At 34.8% G+C, this 25,026-nt stretch carries 21 protein-coding genes and 2 tRNA genes; 10 read left to right on the plus strand and 13 right to left on the minus strand.

The genetic code is table 11. The features are described from left to right. Nucleotides 1-85: 85 nt before the first annotated feature. The 4 genes from OZP10_RS10485 to OZP10_RS10500 form a co-directional block, all read right to left on the minus strand. Nucleotides 86-724, minus strand: coding sequence for a LysE family transporter (locus OZP10_RS10485; protein ID WP_111286085.1), 639 nt, complete (start codon nt 722-724; stop codon nt 86-88). A 42-nt stretch (nt 725-766) separates the two neighbouring features. Next, nucleotides 767-1,444: a tRNA (guanosine(46)-N7)-methyltransferase TrmB gene (gene trmB / locus OZP10_RS10490; protein ID WP_095929742.1), complete on the minus strand. Its 678-nt coding sequence runs from the start codon at nt 1,442-1,444 to the stop codon at nt 767-769. 134 nt (nt 1,445-1,578) lie between these two features. Continuing rightward, nucleotides 1,579-2,961 (minus strand): ammonium transporter, encoded by a 1,383-nt coding sequence (locus OZP10_RS10495; RefSeq protein WP_281634580.1) that lies wholly within the window; start codon nt 2,959-2,961, stop codon nt 1,579-1,581. Nucleotides 2,962-3,224: 263 nt separating this feature from the next. Then, on the minus strand, nt 3,225-3,713 hold the full coding sequence (locus tag OZP10_RS10500) for a nuclear transport factor 2 family protein (RefSeq protein WP_281634581.1): 489 nt from the start codon (nt 3,711-3,713) through the stop codon (nt 3,225-3,227). 317 nt (nt 3,714-4,030) lie between these two features. Here OZP10_RS10500 and OZP10_RS10505 point away from each other — a divergent pair, with 317 nt between their 5' ends. Next, nucleotides 4,031-4,690 (plus strand): hypothetical protein, encoded by a 660-nt coding sequence (locus OZP10_RS10505; protein WP_281634582.1) that lies wholly within the window; start codon nt 4,031-4,033, stop codon nt 4,688-4,690. Nucleotides 4,691-4,841: 151 nt separating this feature from the next. Here OZP10_RS10505 and OZP10_RS10510 read toward each other — a convergent pair whose 3' ends face one another. Beyond that, entirely contained in the window at nt 4,842-5,156 is a 315-nt protein-coding gene (locus tag OZP10_RS10510) for an HPF/RaiA family ribosome-associated protein (RefSeq protein WP_111425972.1), read from the minus strand. Nucleotides 5,157-5,497: 341 nt separating this feature from the next. Between OZP10_RS10510 and OZP10_RS10515 the strand changes: the two genes are divergently transcribed. After that, complete coding sequence (locus OZP10_RS10515; protein ID WP_281634583.1) at nt 5,498-5,731, plus strand: hypothetical protein; 234 nt, start codon at nt 5,498-5,500, stop codon at nt 5,729-5,731. Nucleotides 5,732-6,003: 272 nt separating this feature from the next. Here OZP10_RS10515 and OZP10_RS10520 read toward each other — a convergent pair whose 3' ends face one another. From OZP10_RS10520 to OZP10_RS10530, 3 genes are all read right to left on the minus strand, one after another. Continuing rightward, complete coding sequence (locus OZP10_RS10520) at nt 6,004-6,813, minus strand: TdeIII family type II restriction endonuclease (RefSeq protein ID WP_281634584.1); 810 nt, start codon at nt 6,811-6,813, stop codon at nt 6,004-6,006. 33 nt (nt 6,814-6,846) lie between these two features. Further along, nucleotides 6,847-8,085 (minus strand): DNA (cytosine-5-)-methyltransferase, encoded by a 1,239-nt coding sequence (gene dcm, locus OZP10_RS10525; RefSeq protein WP_281634761.1) that lies wholly within the window; start codon nt 8,083-8,085, stop codon nt 6,847-6,849. 158 nt (nt 8,086-8,243) lie between these two features. Then, a complete protein-coding gene (locus OZP10_RS10530; protein WP_281634585.1) occupies nt 8,244-10,715 on the minus strand; it encodes an AsmA family protein in 2,472 nt (823 codons plus the stop codon). 230 nt (nt 10,716-10,945) lie between these two features. Between OZP10_RS10530 and trxA the strand changes: the two genes are divergently transcribed. After that, complete coding sequence (gene trxA / locus OZP10_RS10535) at nt 10,946-11,263, plus strand: thioredoxin (protein WP_068844792.1); 318 nt, start codon at nt 10,946-10,948, stop codon at nt 11,261-11,263. A gap of 160 nt (nt 11,264-11,423) precedes the next feature. Here trxA and OZP10_RS10540 read toward each other — a convergent pair whose 3' ends face one another. The 5 genes from OZP10_RS10540 to OZP10_RS10560 all read right to left on the minus strand — a co-directional run bounded on the left by OZP10_RS10540 (nt 11,424) and on the right by OZP10_RS10560 (nt 16,600). Continuing rightward, complete coding sequence (locus tag OZP10_RS10540) at nt 11,424-12,647, minus strand: hypothetical protein (RefSeq protein ID WP_281634586.1); 1,224 nt, start codon at nt 12,645-12,647, stop codon at nt 11,424-11,426. Nucleotides 12,648-12,697: 50 nt separating this feature from the next. Beyond that, on the minus strand, nt 12,698-14,905 hold the full coding sequence (locus OZP10_RS10545) for a TonB-dependent receptor (RefSeq protein ID WP_281634587.1): 2,208 nt from the start codon (nt 14,903-14,905) through the stop codon (nt 12,698-12,700). 10 nt (nt 14,906-14,915) lie between these two features. After that, the gene (locus OZP10_RS10550; protein WP_281634588.1) at nt 14,916-15,386 is read right to left on the minus strand and encodes a DUF4625 domain-containing protein; all 471 of its coding nucleotides are present in this window, start codon (nt 15,384-15,386) and stop codon (nt 14,916-14,918) included. 5 nt (nt 15,387-15,391) lie between these two features. Beyond that, the gene (locus OZP10_RS10555; RefSeq protein ID WP_281634589.1) at nt 15,392-15,814 is read right to left on the minus strand and encodes a DUF4625 domain-containing protein; all 423 of its coding nucleotides are present in this window, start codon (nt 15,812-15,814) and stop codon (nt 15,392-15,394) included. Between the two features lie 435 nt (nt 15,815-16,249). After that, the gene (locus tag OZP10_RS10560) at nt 16,250-16,600 is read right to left on the minus strand and encodes a hypothetical protein (RefSeq protein ID WP_281634590.1); all 351 of its coding nucleotides are present in this window, start codon (nt 16,598-16,600) and stop codon (nt 16,250-16,252) included. A 158-nt stretch (nt 16,601-16,758) separates the two neighbouring features. Between OZP10_RS10560 and OZP10_RS10565 the strand changes: the two genes are divergently transcribed. From OZP10_RS10565 to OZP10_RS10595, 7 genes are all read left to right on the plus strand, one after another. After that, nucleotides 16,759-19,326, plus strand: a complete 2,568-nt coding sequence (locus OZP10_RS10565; RefSeq protein ID WP_281634591.1) for a M1 family aminopeptidase — start codon at nt 16,759-16,761, stop codon at nt 19,324-19,326. Then, nucleotides 19,323-20,249 (plus strand): DUF58 domain-containing protein, encoded by a 927-nt coding sequence (locus OZP10_RS10570; protein ID WP_281634592.1) that lies wholly within the window; start codon nt 19,323-19,325, stop codon nt 20,247-20,249. The genes OZP10_RS10565 and OZP10_RS10570 overlap by 4 nt, the downstream gene beginning before the upstream one ends. An 86-nt stretch (nt 20,250-20,335) precedes the next feature. Further along, nucleotides 20,336-20,409 (plus strand) — tRNA-Asp (locus OZP10_RS10575). Nucleotides 20,410-21,084: 675 nt separating this feature from the next. Further along, nucleotides 21,085-21,158 (plus strand) — tRNA-Asp (locus OZP10_RS10580). 279 nt (nt 21,159-21,437) lie between these two features. Continuing rightward, entirely contained in the window at nt 21,438-22,259 is an 822-nt protein-coding gene (locus OZP10_RS10585; RefSeq protein WP_177211229.1) for an AraC family transcriptional regulator, read from the plus strand. 272 nt (nt 22,260-22,531) lie between these two features. Continuing rightward, nucleotides 22,532-23,887 (plus strand): TolC family protein, encoded by a 1,356-nt coding sequence (locus OZP10_RS10590; protein WP_281634593.1) that lies wholly within the window; start codon nt 22,532-22,534, stop codon nt 23,885-23,887. A gap of 88 nt (nt 23,888-23,975) precedes the next feature. Beyond that, nucleotides 23,976-25,025 carry an HlyD family secretion protein gene (locus OZP10_RS10595; RefSeq protein WP_073408093.1) on the plus strand — a complete coding sequence of 350 codons (1,050 nt, stop codon included), beginning with the start codon at nt 23,976-23,978 and terminating at the stop codon, nt 25,023-25,025. The last annotated feature ends 1 nt before the right edge of the window (nt 25,026 follow it).

A 25,026-nucleotide genomic window follows, 5' to 3' on the forward strand; every position in this document is an offset into this window, starting at 1 on the left:
CAAAAAATCGTAAAAATCTGCGTGAAAAATATTTAGCCACAAAGTAAAAAAATCATTTTAATCTGTGAAATCTGTGGCTATAAAATTATCCGAAGTAGTAATTTAGGATATTGAAAAGTGTTGCAACAGCGACTAATCCAGTAATGGTTCCGATAATGGTATTCATGTTACGCATGAAGTAATCGGTTTTCTTTTCTATTCTTCCGAAAAAAGCAATATAACTGTATAAAATTCCAAAAGCGCCAAGAACAGAGCCTAATACGAATGTTAGTATAATTGGGTTTTGAAATGTAAAAAGATTGTATGAAGCCAGTGTAACACTTACGACAACATAATACGGAATCGGAAAGAAGTTTAATCCAGAAAGCAACATTCCGAGAAAGAAACTACTTTTTTTACTGCTTTTCTTAATCTTTGTTTTTTTCTTTGCTATTGGATCTTTCGCAAAAAATAAAAAGTAAATAGTTAAGATCGAAAAAATAACAAAACCAACTTCACGCAATAAGGTTACAACATCTGGGCGATTGTCTATAACACGTGCAAATAATACTGCGACATAAGCCTGAAAGAAAATAACGATAACAGCGCCGATTACAAATGACAGTGCATTCTTTTTTCCCTCTTTCATTTTTATTTTGGCAGCCGTCATATTGAGCAATCCTGGCGGAATTGTCCCAATGGCTGCTGCGATAAAACCTGAAAGTAAAGGGGTAAGGTAGGTCATTTAGTTATTAAAATCGGTTAGATTAAGGTTTCAAAATTAAAGTTAGTCTTTAATTTTGAAACGAATATACGTAATTGCCTTATTAATTTCTAGATATTGTTTTTCGTAAAAAGTCTGGATAGAAGTTACAACTTCAGGGCTTCCTTCGTTTTTATATACGTTATGATTCGCGTATAAAACTTCGTGACCTTCACCATGAAGCAATCCAAGAGTATAACCGTGCATAAATTCGCTATCGGTTTTAAGGTTTACAACACCGTCTTTTTTCAGGATTTTTTTGTACAATTTCAAGAACTCAGAATTGGTCATTCTGTGTTTTGTTCTTTTGTATTTGATCTGCGGATCTGGGAAAGTAATCCAGATTTCGTCAACTTCGCCTTCAGCAAAAATATGATTGATCAATTCGATTTGTGTACGAACGAAAGCAACATTATGAAGTCCGTCTTCAACAGCAGTTTTTGCACCACGCCAGAAACGAGCACCTTTAATATCAATTCCGATAAAATTTTTGTTTGGGTATTTTTCTGCTAATCCAACAGAATATTCTCCCTTTCCGCATCCTAACTCTAAAACTAATGGATTATCATTTTTAAAGAAATCAGAATTCCATTTTCCTTTTAAAGGCATTAAATCGCCTACAACTTCTTCTCTGGTTGGTTGAAAAACGTTTTGAAATGTTTCGTTCTCTCTGAATCTCTTAAGTTTATTTTTACTTCCCACTTTTACAAAAATTTTCGGCAAAATTAAGGAATATAAACGAATGAAATGGCGTAAGTGGGTTTAAATGTTTTTTTCTGCCACGAATTCACGAATTATTTTAAAAATATAATTTGTGAATTCGTGGCGAAAAAAAATTATCCATAATGAGGCTCAGTAATGGGTTGTGCTTTTGGGTCAAGAGATTCATCGTGTTGCGATAAATCCAATCCGATGTGTTCTGATTCTTCAGAAACTCTTAGCGGAATAATGAAATTGGTTACTTTAAATAAGAAATAAGCTCCGAAGAAAGTAAAGATAGAAACCAAAACCAAAGCCATCATGTGATGTCCGAAAACATTCCAGCCGCCGTGAAGTAAACTTGCATTTTCGCCGTGAGCGAAAATAGCAGTTAGAATCATTCCCATAATTCCGCCGACACCGTGACAAGCAAAAACGTCAAGTGTATCATCGAACTTTTTAGAGTATTTACAATTTACAGCCGTGTTAGAAACCAACGCAGTAATGAAACCGAAGAACATACTTTCTGGCACCGAAACAAATCCTGCAGCTGGTGTAATGGCAACAAGTCCTACAACAGCACCAATACAAGCTCCAAGAGCAGAAACTTTTCTTCCGTTCATTCTATCAAAGAAAATCCAAGTTAGCATTGCTGCCGCAGACGAAGTTGTAGTGGTTGCAAAAGCCATCGCAGCAGTTCCGTTGGCAGCAAGAGCAGATCCAGCGTTGAAACCGAACCAGCCAAACCAAAGCATTCCTGTTCCTAATAATACAAAAGGAATATTGGTTGGAATATGCTGACTGTTTTTTCTTTTTCCTAAAACAATAACTCCAGCCAAAGCAGCAAAACCAGAACTCATGTGTACAACCGTTCCTCCTGCAAAATCTTTAACACCAAAATAGCTTCCTAAAACACCCGTTGGATACCAAACAGCATGACATAAAGGAGCATATATAAAAATGGTAAATAAACTAATAAAAACTAAATAAGAGATAAAACGAACGCGTTCTGCAAATGAACCCGTAATAATAGCAGGACAAATGATGGCAAATTTCATCTGAAACAAAGCAAAAAGCATAAACGGAATCGTATTGGCCAATTGTTTATGAGGCAGAACGCCAACATAATCCATAAAAGCAAAAGTAGTCGGATTGCCAAAAAAGCTATAAAAATGATCTCCAGAACCAAAACCAACTGGTTCTCCAAATGCCAAACTAAAAGCAACCACTACCCATAAAAGCGTAACGACACCCAGACAGATAAAACTTTGAAGCATGGTCGAAATAACATTTTTCTTTCCAACCATTCCGCCATAAAAGAAAGACAATCCTGGCGTCATGATTAAAACTAGACAGCTCGAAGTAAGCATCCAGGCAACATCGGCAGGAACGATATGATCTGTAGCTCCAAATTCTGATAAAACATAATTATTTTCGGTCACTGTTGGCCAAAATGCCCCTATCGTACATACGACGCTTATCATGATAAAGGAGATAATCCAGCGTTTTTCTATTTTCATTTTTAAAATACTTTGTTTAACCCTATTTTTTTTGGGGTCAAAGTTAGAAAAAAATAAAGATTCTTGTTTTTAAGGCTGTTAAAATAGAGGTGTAGGTTTTATTTTGATGAAATTTGTAAAATACAGGTTCTTTTTTTGACAGTATCTTATTCTAAAGTTACAAAAAAGCACTGTTTTTGCCGAATTTATTAAAATAAATCTGCTAACAGTGCTTCTAAAGTGCTCAAAAAGTTACGTTTATAATAAGAAAACCGTAAAATGTTTTATTTTTTCTGAAGTTTTGCAATCAAAGCGTCTTCAATTGGTGCTTTTATTTTGGTTATGGCATCAACTTCGTCATTTGGAACAGTCATCGATAAAACATAATGCTGAATTTTCCATTCGTTCCCTACTTTTATTAAAACTCCAGAACCGCGACAGATTTTCATTTGAGTATCTAACAATTCATCAAACCAAGCAATTTTCCCTGATTTATCAAAAAAGATATGACGCTCTAAAGCTTTAAAATTCCAAGTCGTTCCTTTATCGAAAAATGGTTTTGCCCAAATAGCAAATTCCTTTTTAGTCCAATTTTCGGTTGCATCCGTTCCAATGTAAATAGCATCGTCTGCCAAGACATTAAAGTAGGCATCATATTTTACTTCGGCAGCCGCTTTATGCCAAGCGTCTAATGTATGATTGATTTTGATTTTGTCTGTTTGCGCATTAGCAAAAGAAGCAACAAATAAAAGGAGTAAAAGTGTTTTTTTCATGAGATATGTTATTTGAGTTTAAAGGTATAATTTTTTTTGAACCATATAAGTGATATAAGGAAATGGAAGTTTTTAACCTTCTACTCACATATAATAAAAGTACTGTTTGTCATCCTGAGGAACGAAGGATCACACTAGAAACTCCGTAAAGAGATTCGCCAATCTTTGTAGAGCTCCGTGTGTGATCCTTCGTTCCTCAGGATGACATAAATTCAAAACAATTTAAAATCCTGTGTTTAATTATCATTAACATTACTCATGTCATTTAATCTCTCAAAAAACTACTATATTTGATTCTCAATAAAAATACCCCAGTCATGAAGGCAAAAATACTTCTAAGCTCAATAGCTGTTACTTCTTTACTTTTTGTTTCTTGTAAAAAAGAATTAGAACCGCAAGAAAGTACAGCAACATCAGAATTAGTAAGATTAGGACTTGCAAAAGATACAACAAAACCTGCAGCGCCAGTAGCGCAAGCTCCTGCTGCAAACCCAAATACGGTTTTAAGCGATACAAAAGGAATTAATCCTGCTCACGGACAGCCGGGACACCGTTGCGATATTGCGGTTGGAGCACCTTTAAACTCTGCACCGACACAGCAAGTGCAGGCAACTCAGGGACAAACCGTTCAGGTAAATCCGAATCAGCAGAAAATGGTGACGACTACAACAACTACGCCTGTTAAAGTGGCAAAAGGGATGAATCCGCCACACGGACAGCCGGGGCATAGATGTGATATTCCTGTTGGAGCGCCTTTAAACTCGCCTAAAGCAACAACAACTGCAACAACGACAAATACAGCTCAAAGCGGAACAGTTACGCAAAACTTTAGCGTTACTCCTCCAGCATCAAACCCAGTTCCAGCTTTGTTAAGCACAGAAGGCACTGAAGCGACAGTAGCAGACGGAATGAATCCGCCACACGGAAAACCAGGTCATCGTTGCGATATTGCAGTTGGCGCACCGTTGCCTAAATAAAGTAAACCATATAAGTGATATAAGTAATTTAAGATTTTCACTTATTACGATCCATAAAAAAAGCGAAGCCGTAAAGTAGTACTTTACGGCTTCGTTGCTTTGTGATGTAAATTTAAAATGAACTTATATCACTTATATGGTTTAAAAAAAATTAATGTTCTTTTATCTTCTCGAAAGTGCTCGTCAATGTTTTTTTAGCTTTTGCCAATGCACCGCTAAAAGCTTTTTCTAGAGTGTCGGCGTGTTCTGTAACCGTAATTGGCTGTAGTTTTACAGGACGAACTTCAATCACACATTTTTTGTCATGCAAGCTGAATTTTTCTCCATTTTCATCTCCAAAATGAATTTCTACGCGAGTAATTTTATCTTGAAAACGGTCTAAGCTTTTTTCTACTTCTCCAGAAAAATAACTTTCTAATCTTGCACTTCCTTCAATGTTTTTGTCGGTGTTGATTTGTACTTTCATAACAAATAAAATTTAATGATTCATTCTCAAACTTATCGATTTTAAAGATAAAAGACAAGTAGGTTAAGGAAATATTATGAAATTTTAAATTGATTTATTTTTCAATTTTGTAATTTCGATTTGGAGAAAATATACTTATAGTATTTTATTTCTTAAATAAAGAAAAAACTTACATTTTATTTTGTTTTTCATATATTTGGAATTCCTAAATGCAAAAAATATGAATACAAAAAAACTTCTTGCCCGTGTGGTATGGTGGCGGTATTGGAAACAATCGCAACGCTCTTTGCAGCGTAGGACACCTAAGCTATGCGGGTTTTATAATTCCTAAATGCAAAATTATGAGTACCAACACCCTTTCCAAAGAAACCGAATTGAGGTTAACTGAATTCTTCAACAATTCAATTGATTCCAAAAGTATGGCAAAAACCATTAGGCAAGTAAATTTCCTAATTGCGTTAAATGCAATACGAGAAGATGGATTTATTAAAACCGAAACCGTAAATATTGAAGATGGTTTCTTTTGGTTAAATGAATTAGCAGAAATTCTTGATCCTTATTTGGTGATTGAGTAAGAAATGAGAAAAAGCCACTTGGGAAAGTGGCTTTTTATATTTAGAAATTTCTAAACTTGTTTGATTTCAAATTTAATTATGTGTTCGCATAGATTGCATTTTATAGAGCTTTCATTATCCACAAGCATATCTATTTCAATTTCATTATCACAAACGGGACAATTGTAGATAATTTCACTAAGTTTGATTGGTGGAGTTAATGAAGTGGGTATTATTAAAGTTGAAAATTCATTTGTATTCATTGAATCATTCTTTAGTTTAATTGATGGGAACTAATTATTTCCATAGAAGATTTGCTGTATAATTTCTTCTAAATCACCTGTTTCGGAGATGTCTATAAAAGCTTCATGAATTATTGAATAAGTGTTTTGTAGACCAGAACAAAAGTCCCAAAAATCATCTTGAACCCATCCTTCATTATTTGGTTCGAGTGGCCAACCTCTGCCAATAGTTTTTGACCAAAAGTTAACTTCTCCATATGGATTATAAGGAAAAACTATTCGTGCGCTAGAATTTTGATCAGGATATCTGGAATAGAAATAAGAATACCAATTAAGTATTTGAGAAAAACATTTAGCATAGCTGCCGACATTTGCTTGTACGGTTTTTGTGTCAAAAAAATAATTAACATCATCTTTTTTTAGCCAAATATCAACTCCAAATCCTTTTGCAGGAGGCTTAAAATCATTAATCGGATTGATTAAGAAGTTTTGACAAACTTCTTTAATTCTATCGTGGCAGTGTTGTGCATTATATTGCGGATTTTTGTTTTCTCTGCCCTCAATAAGCATTTGCACAGTATTTTGCAAAATAGCAGGCATATTTGAAGGGCATAATAGTTTTTGATTTATTATTTCAAATCCATTTAATTCAGCAATTGCTTTTGCCAAAGGTTCCCATAGAGTAGTGCCTAACGATGTTTCCATTCCTCCAACAACAGATCTTATTCTCCTCTCAGTAGGGATTATTAAATCTAAAATTTGGAAATTAGGTATCGCATTTTGCCTGTTCGCAATATATCCCGAAATAGAATTTATAACAGTTTGTCTAACAATTGTGTAAACTTCTTCTCTAGTAGGCATAAAATAATTTATTAATTTTTACAAAGTAATAAATTATTTTTTCATTTTGTAATATTGATTTAAGAAACTTATGATGGAATATCCTACTTCTTTGCCTAAGTTTACAGGAACTGCATTTCCAATTTGTTTATATTGTTGAGCAAGAGAACCTTCAAATTTCCAATCATCTGGAAATGTTTGAATTCTAGCATATTCCCGAACAGTAAATGGTCTAGTTTCTTCTGGATGACATCTTTCTGTTTGTTTTTGTGCCGGACTGCAAGTTAAAGTTAGACAAGGTTCATCCCATCCAATTCTTCTAGCAATACCAGTTTTTCCACCACCAAGATAAAAACTTCCGCCCATAAATTCTTTTTGGATATCTAATGGTAAGTCTCTCCAATATCCTTTTTGTGGAACTAATTTTAAAACATCAACTTTTGATTGAGGATATTTTGAACCTCCTGAATGAGGAACATCACAATCAAATAAATCGCCTTTTTTTAGAGCATCTTCAAGATTGTATATTTTTTTATAAGGTTTTGGATATTCATATTTTACATGAATGTCTTTTCTAATACCAACTAAAATTAATCGTTCTCTTTTCTGAGGGACATTAAAATTAATTGCTTTTAATACTTGTATAGGAACTACATTATAACCGATTTCATCTAGAATAGAAATCATACCTTGTAATGTTTTACCGTTATCATGGTTTAGTAATCCACGTACATTTTCTCCAATACAAATAGGAGGATTTACTTCTTTAACAGCTCTTGCAAATTCGTAAAACAATGTGCCTCGAGCATCAGCTAATCCTAATTTTTTTCCCGCATAACTAAATGCCTGACATGGAAAACCACCGGTTACAACATCAACTGTATTATGAAATTCTGAAAAATTATGATCTTTTATGTCTCCTTCTAGAACATTCCAATTGGGTCTATTTGCTCTTAGTGTTGCACAAGCCCATTTATCAACTTCATTTAAAGCAACACATTTTAAACCTGCTTTTTCCATTCCTACCGCAAGACCACCAGCTCCTGCAAAAAGTTCAAGAACAGTATAATCGTTATGCGGCTTTACATAATTAGAAATGGTTTCTTGTATATCATTATCTATAAAACTTGAAAATAAATTATTAATTTCAGATCTTTTGTACATTCTATAATTACTCATAGGTTCACGTACAGCATTCAGTCTTCCTTCATTATCCCAACGTCTTAAAGTCTCTTTACTCTTTCCTAATAATTCTGATGCTTCAGACAATGAAATATAATCACTCATAACCAAGTTGTTTAACATTATACAATGGTTACAAATTTAAAGGAAAAACTTTCAAATTACGATTGTTTTTTTGTTATAAATTGGAACAAAAAGTGTTTATTTTTTTAATTCGCTAAAGATCATTTAAATAAGGCAACATATTTTTTTTAGAAATAGATTTTTCTTTACCCCTTATCCTTCTTCCCCCACTTAACCTTCATTTTTCCTTCATTATCATAAGCGATCAAATGCAGGACAATACCATTTTCGCGAACGGCTTTTCGTTCTTCTTTGGTGGCGAGTTTGGCGTCGTTTTTAGAATTTCTTAGCGGGATGGTAAGGGCGAGATTGGTGCCTCGGCCGAAAGAGTAAATGCCATTTATGTCAAAATTTAAGACACTGGAACTTATGGTAAGTTTATTGACGTCGATTTGTTCTCCGCGAAGATTGAGCGAACCCGACAAATCGCTGAAAGTAATATTCTCGACATCGCGAAACGGAAAAGCAAATTTGCCGACTTTCATAATCGGCTCAAAATTAATTAAGGCGCCTTGGTTGACATTAAAATCTAGTTTTCCTTTCATAGAATTTACAATAAGATCGCCTTTACTGCTCATCAAACCGGCAACATTGGCATTGCTGGTCAATCGTCCGCGAATGTTTTTTGGACTGAAAGATTTAATTCCGAAATTATTAAAAGACCTTAAAAAACTCGCAATATCAACTCGGTTTACCTGTGCGTTTGAAGTAAAAACATAACGATTTCCGCTCGGCTGTACAGAACCGCTAAAATTTATGCTTCCGCCAGAAGTATTTAATGTTCCGTTTTTGAGCAGGATCTTAGAATTTAGCATCTGGATTGTGGCCCGAGTGTTGGTTGCGGTAAGCGCCCCGTAGGTGATATTATCGGCTTTGAGATTAATTACAGCCGTACATTTTTCTATTACAGATCGCAACTGATTTGTAAAATTGACATTCTTTTTAACTGGTTTTTTCTCTGCCACTTTTTGTTTCGGCGAATTTTGCAGAACGCCTAAAAACTGTTTTACATCAATATTTGGACAGTAAATATTCCAGTTTACGACCATTTTTTCGGGTGCGTCGTAATAGAGATTTAAGAAATTATCGATTTTTCCGTCAATGCGAATAATGTTCTTTTTGTGTTTGTAAGCTATTTTTTTAATGTAAAGCGCCTGTTGCGTAAACGACAATTGTACAGCCGTTTTTTCGGCGTGAATCTTTTTTGGAATATAATCGAATGTGGCATCAGCAATATCTACATCGCCTGTAAATTTGGGTTTATTGATGTACAAATCGACAATGTCAAACTGAAATTTCAAATTGGCTTTGGCATGACCGCTTTCAAAATGAAGAATTTTCTCGTTCATCATTCCGTTGAGTTTCGAAATATCAAAATCGGAATTTACAACTCCGGTGGCAATCGGTTTTTCGAGATTGTTAATTACAGCTTGAGCAATTTTTAATGGAATGTTTTCGTATTCAGCTTTAAAATTGGTTAGAATAATGGCTGAATTTGGATCGCTGGATTCTTCTTTGGGTTTAAAAGTGTTAGTAAAAATTCCTTTGAAACTGCAATTGGTAAACAAACCATCTGGAATACTCACTTCGTTATCGCGAATGTCTGCCTGCACCACAATTTTCGGATCGCCTTCTACATTCAAATCGCCTTTTATGTCGCAGTTTACCTTAATCGGTTTTTTGATGTCAAATTGGTTGAGTTTTGAACTGATATTTGCCGATAATAAATTGGAAGCATTTCGCCATAAAATATCCGTCCCGATATTGATTCCGAAAAGCGAATTGCTTTTTCCGATATTAAAATAAGCGATAATATCAAAAACGTCAGAACCAATTTTAAGTCCTTTGGTTTTAATATCTATTTTCTGATTGGTTTCGGCATACGAAATATCAAAATTGCCTTCTAGAACTTTTTCCTTAGCAAAACTTCCGTGAACGGTATTAAAGGCAAGACTATTAATTTTGGTTTTCAAATACAGATTGGTTTGCCAGTTGTTGTCGCCATAATTTACTTTAGATTCTAAACTCGCCACATCAAAATCAAACAGTTTATGCCCCAGATGATTGTCAATAATAACATGAACATCGTTGAGGTTTACTTCGTCAATCGTAGTTTCGGGTTTTTCTTTGTCAGTTTGAGTTTTCTTCTTTTTCGGTTTAAAAATATTGACGTTAGAATAACCGTTTTCGGCTTTATAAATATAGATATCAGCGTTGTTGATTAAGATTTTATGAATGTTGATTTCGTGCTGCAGCAAACTCAAAATGTTCAAACGCGCTTCGATTTCTTTTGCTCTCAACAAAGTATGTTTGTGGCTCTGCCATTGATTGTCTTTTATTTCGACATCATTTAGCGCCAACGTAAAGTTTGGGAAACCCGTTAGAAACTTATAATGAAAATCTCTAATATGAAATTTGCCATTTATATTTTCGTTGATTTTAGTATTGACTTTAGCAATAATTTCAGCTTTATTTCGATTAAAATAAATCGACAAACCTCCACAGGCAAGCAAAAGAATGGCAATTAAGCCCAAGATAAAATATCCAAAACGTTTGGCATATTTTTTAAAAGAATCAGATTGCAGAAAAGATTTGGTTTTGGATAAAGCTTCTTTCATAGTAGCCGAATTTTGAATGTATTAAAGATACTACAAAAAACATTAACTTTTTATTGGTTTGATTTTCAGGTAAATAAATTGTAATTTTAAAGTTATCTAGCTTATAATTAATGATAATACATTTATAACGAAAACTAATTTAGTAATGGTGTTTGATTTATTTTAAATTTTTAAATTTGTACTGTAGTTTGAAAGTTAATATTTCAAACCTAATTTAATCTTAATATATTATGGCATTAGCAATAACAGATGCTACTTTTGATGAAGTAGTTTTAAAATCAGATAAACCAGTAATGGTAGATTTTTGGGCAGCATGGTGTGGTCCTTGTAGAATGGTTGGTCCAATCATTGACCAATTAAGCGAAGAGTACGCTGGTAAAGTAGTTGTTGGTAAAGTAGATGTAGATGCTAACCAAGAATTTGCTGCAAAATATGGTGTGCGTAACATACCAACCGTTTTGGTGTTTCATAACGGTGAAGTAGTAGGAAAACAAGTAGGAGTAGCTCCGAAACAAACCTACGCAGATAGTTTAGATGCTTTATTGTAATCTTAGATTACATTAATATAAAAAAGGTCCGACGAAAGTTGGACCTTTTTTATTGGGTTTGTTTTTTTTTGCCACAAATTTCACGAATTAACACGAATTAAATTTGTGAAAATTTGTGAAATTCGTGGCAGAAAACCTTTTTATTTTGTTCTAAAATCAATTAGTGGCTGTGAGTTTCGCTGTTTTCATAACCCAAAACTGTAATCATATAAGGCGTGCTAGAAACCTTAGTCTTTTTGATTGCCAATGTAGAAAGATTTACTTGTAGTAATTCACCCGTAGATGGAGATGTAATATAAGCAAAACGGTCAGTAACTGCCATTTGAGGTTTTAATGTTGCATCTGTAGCTGTTTCTGCAGTTGCTTTAGTTTCTTTTACTGCTTGTAAACTGCTGATGTCATAAAGTTTAAACTCTCCAGAATGCAATAAAACGGCCAGTTTTTTACGATCGTAACTCGTTTTGCATTGCATAATGGTTGTGTTGGCAATAATTGGTTTAACGGTATTAGCCACAACATCAATTAAATAAGCGCCTTTTGCAGCCGTATAACCAATAAATTTTCCAGCTGAAGCCGTTTCTAAAATACTTCCAAACCAAGCTGTTCCAAAATCTGCTGGATGATCAATTAGTCTTTGATTTCCGTTGCTTTCTACAACCAAAATTCCGCTTGACGAACCAAAAACAGCATAAACACCGTCTGAAGCATTTCCGTGAATTCCTTTTGTTTGAATTTTAGCATCAAAAAGCGTTTTTCCGGTATTGTCAATGATTTTTACTTTTTCAGGAAGTGTTCCTGTTACCGAATTATCTTTTACCGTAATCGCATAAGTTCCATTAGTAAAAGTAGCCATTGCACCATGATGCGCCAATAAACCTGCGTTTATCGTTTTGAAAGTTGAACCAGCTTTGTTTACATCGGCTTCTTTACCAACAGAAAGCGTTCCGTCTCCGTCGTTAAAAGTCAGGATTTCGCCAATTTTACTTTTAAAATGCGTTGGTTTTAATGCGCTTGTCGCTAAAACTCCAAATTTCGGAACATCATCTACATCGATATGATCGCCGTGTAATTCCAATCCGCTGTCGAAAGTTTCTACAAAATTATTGTCTCTGTGAACAATTCCTGCAAAACGTCCAGATTCTGTTGTGTACAAAGAGGCTTTAGCAAATTTTGCCGTAAATGAACTGATTTTATCTTCATGCGGATCAAAAAGCGTTAACTCAGTCGTTTTTTCGTCAGAAAGTAAAACTCGAACAAAAGTATGTTCTTCTGAAGCATCGTGATCATGATCATGATTGTCGTGGTTGTCATCGTCGTTGCTGCACGAAACCGCAAAAAGCGATACAGCAAATAAAAATAATAATTTGTAAAACTTGTTTTTCATTGTAATAAAGGATTTAAAATTTGTAAATAATTGAGTTTTGAAAGGTTTACTTATCGCGAAACCAAAAACGGAATCTTCATAGAAACAATAATGTTTCGTCCCGCTTCTGGAAGTTCGATAAGTCGGTAAAAGCTGGTGTGATTTAAATATCTGGTATTAAATAAATTTTGGATCTGAATATTGATGCTGATATCCTGTTTTTCTGTTTTAATTTTTGAGCCAAAAGCCAGATTAAAAACATGACTTTCAGCTGTTTTTTTCTCAGGAGGAACGATATTGTTTTGCTGTGCCGTAAAGCGATAATCAACAGAAAAGTATGGTTCTTTTAAAAAGGAAATTTGAGGTTCATAATTCAATCCCAACAAAACAGAAGGCGGTGGAGAAAACGGAAGCGTATAGCCTTTTTTGCTTCCTGATTTTTGTTCCGAATAAAGATATTCGGCACCAATTTCTGCGCTTAAAGATTTTAGGAAATAATATCTCGTTTGAAATTCTGCACCGTAACGAAATACTTTACTTTGTTCATATTCAAAAACCTGATTTCCTGCGCCATAATAAATATCGTGCGCTGCCGTTGGATTGAGATAAATGAAATTTGGAAAATAGTTCACAAACGGAGTCAGCTGAAAAGAGAAGTTTTGCGCTTTCCATTCCACACCTAAATCCAATTGATAGGAACGCTCAGCATCCAAATTCGGATTTCCTTTTTCGAATCGGAAATAATGATAATTTACACCATTTGAAGCCAGTTCTTTGGCAATAGGCATTCTGAAACTTGAACCCAAATTGGCTTTCAGCGAAAGCTTTCCAGGATTGTAATTTGCTCCAACCGACCACGTAAAACTGTCAAAAGTTTTGGTCAAATCTTCAGAACGTTGCAAATATTCTAATTCCGTTTGATTGTTCTCCGAAACCGGACTTTGAAACCAATCGTAATACGATTTCATTTTAATTTTTCCGTAATCGTAACGAACAGCTCCATTTAAAAACCATTTTTCGTTCAGTTCAATTTTGTCGTAAGCAAATAAACCAGCGTTGAATTGAGTGAAGGCTGGAATTAAAAAACTCCATCCGCCAATTTCATTTTGCTGAAAAATAACATTTGTGCCAATTGTAATCTGATGATTTTGAATTCTGAATTCATCTTTAGCAGAAAACGACCAGACATCTTTATCATATTGACGTTCCAAATCTTGCGGAGCGTACATGTCTTCAGGATAAATTGGAGGCATATAGCCGTGATTGACATAATGGCTATATTCTCTTCTAAAGTTATTTTGAAAACCAATTTGTGTCTCAAAAGCATGATTTCCCAACTGAAAAGAGGTAGTATTGCTAACTTTCAAATGATTGACTTGCTGATACGGCATCAAAATATCACGGCTCGATTTATCATGTAATTCCAGATCTACATTTCGAGGTTCAAGTCCATGCGCATTCGCGAAAAAACCGCTTTTGGTATGCACATTGCTGAAATAGAAAACCGATTTAAAATGTTCTCCAGAATAACCTGAACTTAAATGAAAATCAAGTTCTCGCCCTGCCGTATTTCGCAAATGATTTTTGTACAACGGAACAGCATAACTATAAACATGAACCACATCGGTTGGAACGCGATAATCACCATAATCGATTGTTGTAACTCGAGAATCAAAGAACCAATTTTCATTTCTTCCAAATAAATTAATAGAACTTCCAAATTGAGCATTGTTGCTTTTTCCGGTAAGATCAACACTTCCGCCAAAAGTGTTTTGCGACGGAAGAGGCAAAGGTTTAATGTTTATCGCGCCGCCCACAGCATCAGATCCGTAAATAAATGAAGAAGGACCTTTTATAATTTCTACCCGATTTACAGCATATTGATCGATTTCCAATCCATGATCTGCGCCCCATTGTTGGCCTTCGTGTTTCAAACCGTTCTCAACGACAATCACCTGATTAAAGCTCAAACCACGAATAAGCGGTTTTGAACCTCCCGAACCAATCGAAATAGTTTTAACGCCAGGCAATTTCTGCAAAGACTGCATTAAACTCCCGCCAAGATTACGCTGAATAAAACTATTGTTTACCGTTTCAACATTCAGTGATTCTTCTTTTTTGCGTTTTTCGGCAGAATTTCCGTTAATTAAAACTTCGTCAAGTTCCTTGATTTGTGGTTTCTTTTCTGAAGGCTGATTTTGAGAAAAAGCTTCAACTGAAACCAATAAACTGATGAGTAAAAAACAATATTTCCAATAAATGGATAGGGCATTCTTCATTAATCTGATATTATAAAATTTTAATACTTAAACCTTTCAGCGTCTGCCAGCCTTCTTTGTCCGTCAAGCGAATCATAAAATGATAATCGCCTGGATCAACATCTGCAGGAATGGTGATTTGTGCTGTTGCTTCGTAAGTTTTCACACCATTTGGAATAGTATAATTGTTGATGAAAAGCATTGGTTTTACAGGACTTTTTACAGCTTCCATTTCACATGTTGTTACTTCTGTACTATGTGTATGATGATCGAAATTGTGATGAATATCAAGACTGTAAGAACCCAGAGCGACATTATCATTAAAAGTAGCTTTGAAAGTGAAGGTCTTTCCGCGTTCGACTGTACTACATTGAATCGGAAAAGCATTTGCTCCAGTACTATCAATTACGGGATATTCGCTGTCGATTTCGGCTTTGTCGCTGGAGCAGGATGAAATAAAAGTAAGAGCCAAAATGCCCATTAAAAGCTTTAATTTTTTCATGTTTTCTAATTTATAATGGTTAAGTTTTTCTTTACTTCCAGTTTGCTTCCGTTTTGATCGTTTACGATAATGATGAAGTCGTATTTGCCTTCTGCGGCATCTTCAGGAATATCAAAATGCTTATGCACATTGGCATTTTTTGCACCTGCATATTGTGTCCAAGTGATTTCGTGCGACCAAACTTTCGAGTATGTTTCGGTGCTTCTTTGTAGAATTTTTATTTGTACATTTTCGATTTTATCAGCGGCAGTTACTTCTGCATTAAAATGGAAATCTGCGCCAATAGTTGCTGTTTCGCTGTTGCTAAGACCAAGTTCGACTTTGTCAATAGTTGGAATTGCTTGTTTTTCTTCTGAATCGTCGTTACTGCAGCTTGTAAGAGCCATTGCAGCAAAGAGTGAAGCCAGAATGAGTTTTGTTGTTTTCATTTTTTCTAATTTGATTTTGATCATTTTATAAAGGGTATTTGGGTTATGTAAGAAGCCTATTTCAATGTTTATAAGTCCCAGAGGGGCAAAATATTGGCAACAATAGATTTGTCATTTTGGGTAAGTCCCAGCGGGACGAAATATTTATAGAAAAGTATTTATGACGTATGCAAAAGCCTCAGAGAGGCGACATATATGTTTTCTCTAGTTAAAACAGCATAGCCGCAACTAAAAACCTAAATTGGGATTTAGTTCGAATGCAGTAAATCGATAAAAATTGGAAAGTGTTTTTTGTGTAGAAAAAGCTATTTCAATATCAACACATTATATTAAATGCTTAAATGAATAAAATAGCCGTTGAATGTTTTAAGATTTTGAAATCCTATAAACAACTAAATAGCCGAATTGCAAAACAATCGGGAACACAAAAAAATACTAAAGTGTAAATGGCGGGGCTCGAAGTGAGAAAAGCGCCCCTTTAAAAATTACAAAATGCGGTTTGCTGTAAAAGCTGATCTGTTTTACAACAGGATTATTCTTGAAAAACTGAAAAGCATTGAATTCAAATGTGCCAACTGCGCTGAATTTGAAATCGCAAAGCGAGCATTTATGAAAAGAATGCAGTTTGGCTTTAAATTGTGGTTTTTCGGAAACAGAAAACTCTAATTTCTCTTTGCAATTATGAATGTCTAAAATATGCTCATACGAATGGACAGCCGGAAAAAGTATTGCGAACAATACAATCAAAGGCATTAAGAGATTTATAAATTTAAGTTTCTTTTTCATTCGTGAAGATTAACTTCTAGATTAGGTATTTTTATATTGTTTAATGCAATAGTGTTGCAAATATAGAAATGTTATTTTTAAATGCAATGTTGTTGCAGTAATTGTTTGCGAAAAATTAATGCTTTTGCTAATTTTAGCAAATCTTATATTCCTTAAAAATGAAAATTTTCTACAGCCTTCTTTGTTTTTTTATCTTGATTTTCAATGGTTTTTCTCAGTCAAAAGCAGATGAATTATTTGAAAACGGTGTTTCTGAGCAGCTGGCACATTTTCGTAAAAAACAGATTTCAGATCTTCAATACATTTTGTCTTTTGAAATTCCGAATCAGAAAACAGAAAATATAAACTCTCAATTATTTGTAAACTTGAATTTATCTGATTTAAGTCAGCCTTTAATTTTAGATTTTAAAGAGAAAACATCCAATATAAAAACGGTTGAAGCAAATGGGAAAAAGCTTTCGATTGTTCATGAAAACGGACATATTATAATTCCGGTTTCCGCTTTGATTTTAGGAAAAAATACATTTTCAATTTCATTTATTGCAGGTAATTTGTCATTAAACAGAAACGACGATTTCTTATATACTTTATTAGTTCCAGATCGCGCCAGTACTTTATTTCCTTGCTTTGATCAGCCAGATTTAAAAGCAACCTATAAATTGAAACTTTCTGTGCCAAAAGATTGGTCGGTTTTGGCTGGAGCCAACGTTGTAGAGAAATTGGATAAAGGTGATTTTACGTCTTACACTTTTGGAGAATCGGACAAAATGAGTACCTATTTATTCTCTTTCGTTGCAGGAAAATTTAAAAGCGCGACACAAAAGCCAGGTTTAGAAATGACGATGTTGTATCGTGAAAATAGTCCGGAGAAATTTCGCGTAAGCGCTGATACTATTTTCAATTTACATCAACAATCTTTAGACTTTTTAGAAAAATATACGAATTATAAATTTCCGTTTCAAAAGTTAGATTTTGCTTCGATTCCTGTTTTTCAATATGGCGGAATGGAACATGTTGGTGCAATTCAATACAGAGAATCGACTTTGTTTTTGGATAACAGTGCAACTGACAGCGAGAAATTAAACCGAGCAAAACTCATCGCACACGAAACTTCACACATGTGGTTTGGCGATTTGGTAACCATGAAATGGTTTGACGACGTTTGGATGAAAGAGGTTTTTGCCAATTTTATGGCCGATAAAATCATGAATCCGATTTTTCCGAAAGTCAATCATAATCTGCAGTTTTTTACGGCGCATTATCCGAGCGCTTACGCGGAAGATCGATCTTTAGGAACACATCCGATCAAGCAGCATTTGGCGAATTTGAAAGATGCAGGTTCGCTTTACGGAGCTATTATTTACAACAAAGCACCCATTATGATGCGTCAGTTAGAAGCTTCGATGGGAAAGGAAGCGTTCCAGAAAGGAATTCAAAAATACATTCTAAAATACGCCAACGACAATGCTGATTGGAATAATCTGGTAGAACTTCTTGATGCTGAAACTCCGCTTGATATGAAAAAATGGAGCGATGTATGGGTAAATAAATCGGGGAGAGCCATTTTTACGGATCAAATAGAATATGATGCTAAAAACCGAATTAAAAGCTTTGAAATCCAGCAAAAAGCAGAAGATAAATCAGAGAATATCTGGCCTCAGGTTTTTCAGATTGGTTTAGTTTATGCTAAAGAGGTAAAAGTATTATCAGTCAATATTAATGATAAAAGTACAGTTATAAAAGAAGCTATCGGACTTGAAAAACCGCTTGCTGTTGTTTACAATTATAATGGTTTTGGATACGGTGTTTTTCCGCTTGACGGGAATAATTTAAATTATATTGCTGATTTAAAAGAGGAAATGGCGAGAGCTTCCAGTTATAGTAATCTTTACGAAAACACTTTGATTGGGAATGTTTCGCCAGAAAAAGCTTTTGAATGTTTTTTAAGAGGAATTCAGACGGAGCAAAATGAATTGGTTTTGCGAATAGCGACGGGAAGTTTAAATACGATCTATTGGAGATTTTTAACCGAAAAACAGCAGAATAAATTGCAGAAAAAACTTGAAGGCGTTTTATACGAGCGTTTGCAGGCTAATTTATCATCTAACATCAAAAAGACATTATTCGGATTGTTCAGTTCGATTGCGTATTCTAATTCGGCGAAAGCCAGTTTGTATAAGGTTTGGAATAGAGAAATCTCGGTTCCGAATTTGAAATTAAACGAAGACGATTACACCAATATGGCGATGAATCTGGCGATTTTCAACCATTCAAAAGCCGATGAAATCTTGGAGAAAACCAGAACTTCATTTACCAATCCAGACAAACAAAAGCGTTTTGAGTTTTTGCTTCCATCATTATCTAAAGATGAATCGGTTCGAAATGCGTTTATGGAATCTTTAAAAAACGATGCAAACCGTGAGAAAGAATCTTGGGTTTCGGTTGGTTTGGCAAATATTCATCATCCGCTTCGTCATGAAAGTGCGCAGAAATATATTAGATTTTCATTAGATTTGGTTGATGAAATTCAGCGAACAGGAGATATTTTCTTTCCGAAAGACTGGCTGGATAATACAGTTGGGAAATATTCGTCGAAATATGCTTTTGATGAAGTGCAAAGATTCTTAAAAGAAAACCCTAATTTTAGTCCGATCTTGAAACGCAAATTGTTTCAGGCGACAGATTTGCTTTATAAAGCACAAAATATTAAAAAAGAAACCGAATGAAAATCGAATCGGAAATAGAGAAAGTCTCGAGTTTTCAGCATCTAGAAATGCTGGCGAATCAGGTTGTGGAAGGTTTTATATCGGGAATGCACAAGAGTCCGTTTCATGGATTTTCGGCCGAATTTGCCGAACATAAAGTCTATAACGCTGGAGAAAGCACCAAACATATCGACTGGAAATTGTTTGCCAAAACCGATCGTTTGTATACGAAACGTTTTGAGGAAGAAACCAATTTGCGCTGTCATCTAATCGTTGATAATTCGTCATCGATGCATTATCCTGAACTGAAATCGAATCAGCCTTTTTATGAAAAGAAGATTGGTTTTGCGGTTTTGGCTTCGGCGGTTTTAATGAATATTTTAAAGAAACAGCGTGATGCGGTCGGTTTGAGCGTTTTCTCAGATAAATACGAATATTACGCACCAGAGAAAGGAAGCGATCGCCATCATAGAATGCTTTTGAATAAACTGGAAGAATTATTGGTTCAGCCAAAAGTCAAAAAAACGACTGATACGATTACCTATCTGCATCAGATTGCTGAGAAAATACATCGACGTTCGATGATTATTTTGTTTACCGATATGTTTCAGACTGAAGATGATGAAAAGCTTTTTAATGCATTGCAGCATCTTAAACATAATAAACACAAAGTAGTTTTATTTCATGTAGTTGATAACGAAACCGAATTGAAGTTTGATTTTGATAACACGCCAAGAAAGTTTATCGACTTAGAATCAGGAGAAGAGGTTTCGATTTTTGCTGATAATGTAAAAGAGCAATATGAAAAAAGGGTAGAAGCTTATTTTAAAAACTTGGCTTTAACCTGCGCAAAGAACCAAATTAAGTACGTTCCAGTAAATGTTGGCGATAATTTTGAAAAAATATTGACTACATATTTGGTTGAAAAACAAAACTTTGGCTAATATTTATAAAAATAATTTCATTTTTTTTATAAAAACACTTGCAGAAACGAAATTCTGTTATATCTTTGCAACCGCAATAACGCAGAGGTTTGGTAGTTCAGTTGGTTAGAATACATGCCTGTCACGCATGGGGTCGCGGGTTCGAGTCCCGTCCAGACCGCAATATTGGGGAAGCCTTTCTGTTAAGAAAGGCTTTTTTGCCCAAATACGGTATCTAAGATTAGTTGTGTTGTTTTGCTACGACTTTGTAACTCGTAGCTGGTTTAGTAGTTAGACCAATGAAAAGCTTTCCACTTTTGTGGATGGCTTTTTTGATTTAAAACCTTTTGTAAAAGGCAAATTCCAATTCCTAAATACTCGTTGAAAATTCCAAATTCCAAAATTGGATTGTGAAGATTTAAACGCAAAGAGCGCTAAGATTTACGCAAAGTTCACAAAGATATTTTTTAAAGAATGCAAAGTCGCAAAGTTTTCAATTTAGAAAGTTTTGCGATTTTTTTTGCGTAATTCTGATTTTTACATAAAGTTTGTCATTTCGAGGGACGAGAAATCTTCGTAAGTAACTCCACAAAGATTTTTCATTTATCTATTAAACATAGCCCGCGGTTGAAACCACGGGCTATGTTTAGTAAAAATTTAAAAAAAAACTTTGCGAACTTCGCGTAGACCTTTGCGCACTTCGCGGTTAAAAAGAAAGAAACTTCTTCTTTTTTGCTTTTAAAGTGAATTTTTAAAATATTGGAATTTAATCGATTAAAAATTTCTTGAAATTTTATTTGAAAAAACGCTTGCAGAAACGAAATTCTGTTGTATTTTTGCACTCGCAATAACGCAGGGTTTGGTAGTTCAGTTGGTTAGAATACATGCCTGTCACGCATGGGGTCGCGGGTTCGAGTCCCGTCCAGACCGCCTAAGTTGTTAAAGCCTTTCTTAACGGAAAGGCTTTTTTTTTTTTGGTTTAACCGCAAAGGTCGCAAGGTTTCTTTCTTAAGATCATGTTTATAAACGCAAAGTTCGCAAAGCTTTGTGGAAACAGCTTTGCAAACTTTTATAAACCTTGCTTTAAAAAAAAGCTTTGCTCCCGATAGCTATCGGGATTGCGTAGACCTTAGCGCTCTTTGCGGTTAAATCTACAATCCAATTTTCTTCTTATCTTTAATATCACAAAAAGTGCTATATTAAACACCAATGGAACATTCTGGTCAGAAACTCGATAAATACTACATCAGGAAAGTAGATGCTGATAAAAAAAGTATATACTGCCACCACGATTTAATGGGTGAATTATTTATTCCGCCACACAGGCATGTTAAAGCACAATTGCTTTATGCAGAAGGAGATGTTGTTTTTGTGACTACAGAAACCAAAACGTATTTTTTGCCGGCAAGACATTTTATCTGGATTCCGAGTGGAGTGGAGCATAGCATTGAGCCGAAATCGGAAAGTGTGACAATGCGAAATCTGTATTTTCCGGTAGAAAAGGACGAAGATGACTTTTATAAAGTAGAAGGAATTTATCCCGTTAATAATTTATTGTTGCAAATGATGCTTTTTACCAATCGATGGAATGGTGATCTTAAAAAAGGGACTCCGAACTTTGCCATTGCCAAAGCGATAAAAGCGATTCTACCGCAAATATGCACCAATAATCTTCCTTTAGAATTACCACAGCCAAAAGACAAACGACTTAGTAAAATCCTTCGTTATATTGAAAATAACCTAGGAGAAACGATTCTCTTTGCCGATGTAGCTCACGAATTCGGTTTCAGCGAACGCTCTTTATATCGCTTGTTTCAAAAAGATCTTGGCATGTCGTTTATTCAATATTATACGATTAGAAGAATTCTTAAAGCGATCGAACTATTATTAGAAAGAAAACTTTCGGTAAAAGAGGTAGCCGAAGAAGTTGGTTACAATAGTGTTCCGACTTTCAGTAATACTTTCTTCAAGATTTTAGGACAAAGACCTTCCGATTACTTAAACGGAGAAGAGATTTTGGAAAGCAAATGATTTGTTTTTTCTCTCGCAGATTTGGCAGATTAAGCAGATAATTAATGAATTAAAGTAAAAATCTGCAGAATCTGCCAAATCTCCGGGAGAAATCAAAAAATAATCACAATCAAAATCTATTTTGTAATAAATTGTTTTTCAGTATCTTAATATAACGTTTTCGAAAAACACGATTTTAACATTTGTCTGAAATGAATATGTTCTTGGCTTTTTAGAATTATCAGTCACCAGAAAAATGAAGGAACTTTGCAGCATCAAATATTTAATTATTCATGTTCCTTAAAACAACAAATTCTACAGACGATTGTTTTTCCAGAATCCTGCTGTTATTCTTAATTGTATTAGCATTCAATGGCTTACAAGCGCAGGAAGTTCATACTGTTTCATTGCAAGAAGCTTTGAAGCTGGCTAAAGAAAACAACAAAAAAATCCTCAGATCTCAATTGGAGGTCACGCTCTCAGAGCAGAATATCAAAGAAAGAAAAGAACTCCGACTGCCAGACGTACAGTTAAACGGCATGTATTCTCGAATTACGAATATTACCGAATTCAAAGGAAGCGGGTTTTTAAAAGACAAAGAAGTTACACCGGCAATTCCTGAAATTTATGAGGTCAATTCGACTTTTAAAATGCCAATTTATGCCGGAAATAAGATCAATAATGCCATCAAAATTGCCAATCAGGAAAGCGAAATAGCTAAAATAAAAACCGAAAAGGCTGAAAATGATATCGAACTTGAAGTGGTGGCAAACTACTTGGCAATTTATAAAATGATGGAACTTCAGAAAATATTCGAAGAAAACATCAAAGAAGAAAAGAGCCGATTGAAAGAAGTGCAATCGCTTCAAAAACATGGAACGGTTACGAAAAACGAAGTTATTCGTGCCGAATTACAGCTTTCAGATCGCGAATTGAATGCGTTAACTAACTCCAAAAACATTAAAATCGCACTTCACGATCTGAAAACGCTGATCCAGATTCCAGAAAACGAAGAAATTGCAATCGATACAACGTCGAGTTTGGACGAAATGAACGGTTTGGATCCGTATGATTTTTATATGAATAAAGCTTTGCAAAACGAAGAAATGCGTATTGCTAGTCAGGAATTGAATATCAGTAAAACCGAACTAAAAATGGTAAAAGGAAACTATTTGCCAAGCGTTCATTTCTTTGGGAATTACGGTTTTTATTATCCGAACTATAAATTCTTTCCGCCTAATCCGTATCTGTATACTTTAGGACAGGTAGGTATTGAAGCCACTTTTGATCTTTCGTCTTTATATAAAAATAAAACCAAAATGGAGCAGGCGAGCACCAAAATCAAATGGCAGGAAATGCAGAATGAAATTGTAAAAGAGGAAATTCAAGACAAGTTGTATAAAGAGCATACGCAATATCAGGAGATTCTTGAAAAGTTCGTTGTTGTGGACAAAGCACTGGATTTGGCTGACGAAAATTACCGTATTGTAAAGCTGAAATACTTAAATCAGCTGGTTTTAATTACCGAAATGGTTGATGCCGATAATGCTTTGCTTCAAGCGAAATACAACAAAATTTCTACGAGATTGGATGCGGTTTTAAAACATTACGAACTGCTTCATACGGCTGGAATGCTTCCGCAGAGCTAGATTGCGAAAGACTGGGCTAAAGCCTTAAGAAGAAAGAGACAAGAAGAAAGATTTTTAGGAAGAACTAAGTTAAAGAGAAAAGAAAAAGATGGTTAAGATAAAAAATGAAACTAGAAGAAATAAAACGTTTCATATACTAATAACAATTATTGCGTGTGTGCTTGTTATAAGCGGTGTTATTTTAGGGATTTGGTTTTATGTGTTCAACAGAAATCACGAAGAAACCAATGACGCGCAAGTCGAACAATATGTAACGCCAATTATGTCGCGTATTACGGGTTATGTGCAGGAAGTTCGTTTTAACGAAAATCAGTTTGTGCATAAAGGAGATACTTTGGTTGTAATTGACAATCGTGAATATAAATCAAAATTGAATGTGGCTCTTGCCGATGTTCAAAACGCACAGCAAAATAGCGTTGTGGCGCAGAAAAATGCTATAAATACGGCAAGTGCAACAGCGATTAACGAAGCGCAATTAGAAGCTGCAAAATCGAATCTTTGGAAAACCAAATTAGAATACGAAAGATACAAAGCTTTGGTAAGCGAAGAAGCGGCTACTTCTCAGCAATTAGAGAAAGTAAAGGCAGATTACGAATCGGCTCAGGCGCATTTTCAGGAAATGAAAAATAGAATTCATTCATCTGCTTTAAGTACTTCTGTTGCCGAAGCAAATGTTCCGACAACGCAAACCAATATTGCTTCAAAACAAGCTGTTGCAGATAATGCTGCTTTATTTCTTTCGTACACCATAATTACAGCGCCTTATGATGGCTGGGTTGGAAAACGAACTTTACAGCCTGGACAATTGGTAAAAGAAGGTCAGTCTTTATTATCAATTGTAAGTAAAGAAAAATGGATTACGGCGAATTTTAAAGAAACGCAATTGCAATATTTAACCGTTGGGCAAGATGTTGAAATTAAAGCCGATGCTTTGAGCGATAAAACTTTTGTTGGTACAATTGCTTCTTTATCGCCAGCGAGCGGGGCAAGATTTTCATTGCTTCCTCCAGATAATGCAACGGGTAACTTCGTAAAAATCGAACAAAGAATTCCAGTTAGAATTCAGTTGAAGGACAGCGACAAACAAGCCGACTTTTTAAGAGCGGGAATGAATATTACTGTGATCGCAGCACACTAAA

The organism is Flavobacterium luteolum (genome assembly GCF_027111275.1).
Lineage (GTDB): Bacteria > Bacteroidota > Bacteroidia > Flavobacteriales > Flavobacteriaceae > Flavobacterium > Flavobacterium luteolum.

Excerpts from the sequence above, each read along its gene's own strand:
- trxA (WP_068844792.1), top strand. The coding sequence starts at position 10,946 with ATGGCATTAGCAATAACAGATGCTACTTTTGATGAAGTAGTTTTAAAA.
- OZP10_RS10570 (WP_281634592.1), top strand. The coding sequence starts at position 19,323 with ATGAAAATCGAATCGGAAATAGAGAAAGTCTCGAGTTTTCAGCATCTA.
- OZP10_RS10545 (WP_281634587.1), bottom strand. The coding sequence starts at position 14,905 with ATGAAGAATGCCCTATCCATTTATTGGAAATATTGTTTTTTACTCATC.
- OZP10_RS10510 (WP_111425972.1), bottom strand. The coding sequence starts at position 5,156 with ATGAAAGTACAAATCAACACCGACAAAAACATTGAAGGAAGTGCAAGA.
- OZP10_RS10530 (WP_281634585.1), bottom strand. The coding sequence starts at position 10,715 with ATGAAAGAAGCTTTATCCAAAACCAAATCTTTTCTGCAATCTGATTCT.
- OZP10_RS10555 (WP_281634589.1), bottom strand. The coding sequence starts at position 15,814 with ATGAAAACAACAAAACTCATTCTGGCTTCACTCTTTGCTGCAATGGCT.
- OZP10_RS10520 (WP_281634584.1), bottom strand. The coding sequence starts at position 6,813 with ATGCCTACTAGAGAAGAAGTTTACACAATTGTTAGACAAACTGTTATA.
- OZP10_RS10550 (WP_281634588.1), bottom strand. The coding sequence starts at position 15,386 with ATGAAAAAATTAAAGCTTTTAATGGGCATTTTGGCTCTTACTTTTATT.
- OZP10_RS10495 (WP_281634580.1), bottom strand. The coding sequence starts at position 2,961 with ATGAAAATAGAAAAACGCTGGATTATCTCCTTTATCATGATAAGCGTC.
- OZP10_RS10540 (WP_281634586.1), bottom strand. The coding sequence starts at position 12,647 with ATGAAAAACAAGTTTTACAAATTATTATTTTTATTTGCTGTATCGCTT.
- OZP10_RS10595 (WP_073408093.1), top strand. The coding sequence starts at position 23,976 with ATGGTTAAGATAAAAAATGAAACTAGAAGAAATAAAACGTTTCATATA.
- OZP10_RS10560 (WP_281634590.1), bottom strand. The coding sequence starts at position 16,600 with ATGAAAAAGAAACTTAAATTTATAAATCTCTTAATGCCTTTGATTGTA.
- OZP10_RS10505 (WP_281634582.1), top strand. The coding sequence starts at position 4,031 with ATGAAGGCAAAAATACTTCTAAGCTCAATAGCTGTTACTTCTTTACTT.
- OZP10_RS10585 (WP_177211229.1), top strand. The coding sequence starts at position 21,438 with ATGGAACATTCTGGTCAGAAACTCGATAAATACTACATCAGGAAAGTA.
- OZP10_RS10515 (WP_281634583.1), top strand. The coding sequence starts at position 5,498 with ATGAGTACCAACACCCTTTCCAAAGAAACCGAATTGAGGTTAACTGAA.
- OZP10_RS10565 (WP_281634591.1), top strand. The coding sequence starts at position 16,759 with ATGAAAATTTTCTACAGCCTTCTTTGTTTTTTTATCTTGATTTTCAAT.
- OZP10_RS10485 (WP_111286085.1), bottom strand. The coding sequence starts at position 724 with ATGACCTACCTTACCCCTTTACTTTCAGGTTTTATCGCAGCAGCCATT.
- OZP10_RS10500 (WP_281634581.1), bottom strand. The coding sequence starts at position 3,713 with ATGAAAAAAACACTTTTACTCCTTTTATTTGTTGCTTCTTTTGCTAAT.
- OZP10_RS10590 (WP_281634593.1), top strand. The coding sequence starts at position 22,532 with ATGTTCCTTAAAACAACAAATTCTACAGACGATTGTTTTTCCAGAATC.